Source organism: Campylobacter sp. BCW_6889 (assembly GCF_001762535.1).
Taxonomy (GTDB): domain Bacteria; phylum Campylobacterota; class Campylobacteria; order Campylobacterales; family Campylobacteraceae; genus Campylobacter_D; species Campylobacter_D jejuni.
Window position 1 is genome coordinate 1 of the sequence record NZ_MJWZ01000048.1, and the last position, 4,008, is coordinate 4,008.

1 protein-coding gene is annotated in these 4,008 nt (G+C 26.1%); it reads right to left on the reverse strand.

Going from position 1 to position 4,008, the window contains the following annotated elements:
* A partial coding sequence (locus AJ939_RS04490; protein ID WP_250540846.1) for a hypothetical protein occupies positions 1 to 3,896 on the reverse strand: 3,896 nt, incomplete at its 3' end.
* Positions 3,897 to 4,008 lie beyond the last annotated feature (112 nt).

The following is a 4,008-nucleotide window of genomic DNA, read 5'->3' on the forward strand; positions in this document are numbered from 1 at the left end:
GTAGCTAGTCTGCCTATGAAATTAGGCGGAGTTTTTGTTTCTGATGTGATGTCAGCATTTGCACTTGCTTTGCTAGTGTTATTTTCTCTTTTGCCTATAGCTTTCAAGCTTTCTTTATTTCCATTTATCCCCATATACATAGCCTTAAGATTGTTTTGTCCTATGATATTGAGTTTTTCTAGTAATCTTCTGGTTTTATTTTTATCTTCTATATATCTTCCTGTTTTATCTTTACTTGTATTGTAAATTCCATTAGCAAAATCTTGTAAAATTTGTAAAGCTTCATTGTAAGCATGAATAGGACTATCTTCATCCTTTTTAAAAGCACTAATTTGCTTTTCTTTATTTCTAAACTCTTTAAACAAAGGATGATTACAAGGAAGTTGATATATAGTGCATTTTTTAAGTTCTAAAGATTTTAACTCTTTAAAATAAAAAGTATAATCATCTATAATATATTTTTGTTCTTTTATATCCTCTAAAGCAGTTGCATTTCTTTTCTCATCAATAATCAAATAAGATAAAAGTCTTTTTAAAAGAAATTCTTTATTTTCTTCAAGCTTTTGATCTATTTCATAATGAAAGGAAAAATGAGTGTCAAAAACTCCTGTGCAAAGATCTATGCCATAAAAAATTTTCTTTAAATCAAAGCTAATGAATTTCGAATTGATTGCAAAAGGATAGGTTACAAAATGATCTCTTATAACCGCTAAAGGAGAATCATCTTTGAAGGTGTAAAGCTGATAAACAATGCTTTCATATTGTTCTTGTAGGGCTTTAAAATTTGTTGGAAAGAGATAATTTAAAAAAATACCCACAAATTCTCCAGCCACAATAGAAGCAAGGTCAAGTTTATTTAGCTTAGCATAAGTATAAATAGTATATTTTTGAGTTTGTATATCCATGCTATGCATAAGAGCAATTTTAGATATATTGCTTTCTTGATTAGAGTATATAAATAATTGTTTCATATATTTATCACTCCAATAAATCTTAATTTGTTTTTCATTAAAGTATTCTTTTATCTTTGTGATAAATAGATTTAAACCGGATGTATTTTTTTGTATTATTAAATTGGATTTTATCTCTTGTGCTAAAATCATTTGGATTTTAGTATGAATTAATTCTTTTTCTATTTGTTGCAAGCGTGCTTTTATTATTAAATTAGATTTTATGTGTATATGATATATACTATTCTTTTTTGGAGGTGCAAAAATACCAAGCTGTTCTTTAAAAAATTCTTTAAATCCTTCTTTGTTTATTTTAATACAAGCTTGAATAACATATTCTATTGTTTTTAAAAAATTAAAATCCCACAACATTTGAGCTGTAAAGCTGATAAAAGGACTAGCACTTAATAAAATTTTTAACATTGCATAAGTAAATATTTCACTTGTTTTTTGTTCTTTTGCCTTATTTAAATATTCTTTTCCATACATCTGCTCCAAAAGCTTTGATAAATCTGATATTTGTTTCTCTATATCCATCCATGCAACAAAAGCTCGTTGCGTTTCTTCGTCTAAATTCATAAATTCTTTAATGCATTTTTGTTCATCTAAATGATACATTTGCTTTAATTTGATTATTTTTTTATCTAATGTATTTGTTGTATCTAAATCTTTTGATAATTCATTAAAAAAATCATCTATAGTTATCGAATTATCATTTTCCACAAAAGAATAATCTTTTTTGTCAAGTATTTTTAATAATTGCGATACAACTTCATATGCTGTAATATTTGTTGGCTCATTATTTACATATATTGGACATTCATCTGTCCATAAAACATAAGTTTCCTCTAAGTATTTTATATATACAAAATTACTGCCTCCATATTTTTTCAAATCCAAATTGATATTTGGAAAAATAAGCTTAGCTTGATACAAGACAAATGAAATAAATAAACATTCCATTAAAGAATAGTTCCCAAATGAAGATTTATCCGATTTTTCAAAAAACTCTTTTTTCAAAAAAGTTAAATATTGATGAGCTATCTTCTTTTCTTTTTCTATGATGGATTCTTTGGCTTCGTTTTGTTTAAAGAATTTTTTGATATAAAAATAAGGAAGCCATTTTTTATCATTTATTTTTTTATTGTAGTCAATATAAGCTAAAATGTTTATTCGTTCGCAATGTCGTAAATTTTCCGTCTTTTTTACTATTTCTATCATTGGCTCATTTTCTGATATTGCTAATTTTTCTTTAGCTGTTTTTGCGAATTCTGGTAGCTTCTGCGGTGTAGCAACAAAATTTGTTAAATATTTATAAACCTTTTGCATATCTTCATAAGCTTTTTTACTATTCTCATAAGCTTCTTTGGATATTTTCACAAAAGGGCTTAATTGTAAAATATAAGGTTCATTTTCATCTTGTGGCATTTCTATGCTATATTCGCTATAATCTCTTGTGCTGTCATAAGTTTTTTTTGAAGTATCAATATTTTTTTTAATTCTTCTGTATTTATCTTGTATATTATAGTTGGCGATTTCTTGAGTTAAACTTTCACTAAGTCCTGCATTGTATTTATTGGGGATATTTGAAATAATCAAATAATTTTTACTCATTTTAGTTGTATTTAAATCTATTTGTGCATTTTGATTTTTTTGTGCGAAAAATTCAGCTAGTTTACTTGAGTTAAAATTTGGACTTTCTATATAGGAAAAATAAATAAATTGTTTAATATCTTCTTGCAAATTCTTTAAAATAGCATTGTTTTTTAAATACAAATTAGATAATTTTTGCGTTGAAATGAAAGCGGGTAAATTGCTCGATTTTGAATCATTGGGTGTATTTTTATATCCCTTGTCTTTTTGTTCTGGGTTTAAAAAGATTTCACTAAAAATATTTTCAATGCTTTTTATTTCTTCGCTTAAAGTGATTTTATAAGCCAAATTCGAAGCGATATTGCTTTCATCACTTCCAAGATATAATCCAAAACCACTTAAATCAATAATTTCTTTTTTATTAATAATTAAAACACAAGATAACAAGCGAGAATTAATATAATGAATAAACATAGCACATCTAGTGGCTAAAAATGCGGCTAAAGTCGTTAAAAGTGTGCCATAATCTCTTTGAGCAAATTCATAATACTCGCTTGCAGAACCCATTAAAGAAAATAAACCAGCAGCCAAAATAGCTAATCCTGTCCCACCTGTAAGAACAGCTACCACTGTGGCTATTGCAACACCCGCTATAGCACTTAGTATGATTTTAATTTTTTCATATTCTTTTTCTTCGGCAAGTTTTTTAATGTGTTCTAACAACTCATTGATAAATTTTTCATAAGTATTTTTTAAAGTGGGACTTATGCTATTTTTGAAAAAATCCGATTCTATGACATTTCCAATCTTTTCTAAAACTTTTTTCTTAAAATCATCAAATTTCTCACTGCTTATATCATCAGGATCAATGTTTTCGATTAACTCGTCTAAGGTTGTTATATCTTCAGAATCTTTAGCTAGTTCTTTTAAAGTATTGATAAATTCGATACAAAGATTATTTTTATCTGTATGATAAAAAAGATTAAAATCTTTACCTTGTTTCTTGTCTTGAATTTCTTCTTCTAAGTCTTCTAAATAAACTTTAGTGCAAATTTCACTGCTTGATAAATCTTTTAAATTTACATTTTGTCCAGCATCAAGCTCATTAAGGGTATGGATATTTATTTCTATATTATTGTGATTATCACAAGTTTGTTTTAAAATTTCTAGTATTTCCATAGCCAATATTTGATTTTTAGATAGCATTTTTCTTTGATGAAAATCAATATTTTTTAATATAGCGTGTAAAATAGAAAAATTAGGATAAATAAAATCAATCTGTTTAACTTCTTTATTGTTGATTGTTAAATTTTTAATAGTTTGAATTAACTCTGTTTTAGAACTTATAAACATAAAAGATTCCTTATATAAAGCATTATTATATCATTTTTTATTTGCTAATATTTTTTGTCTCTCTATTAATCTCTCCTATCCACCTAAGCACATTGCCCTTATCATCAATCTC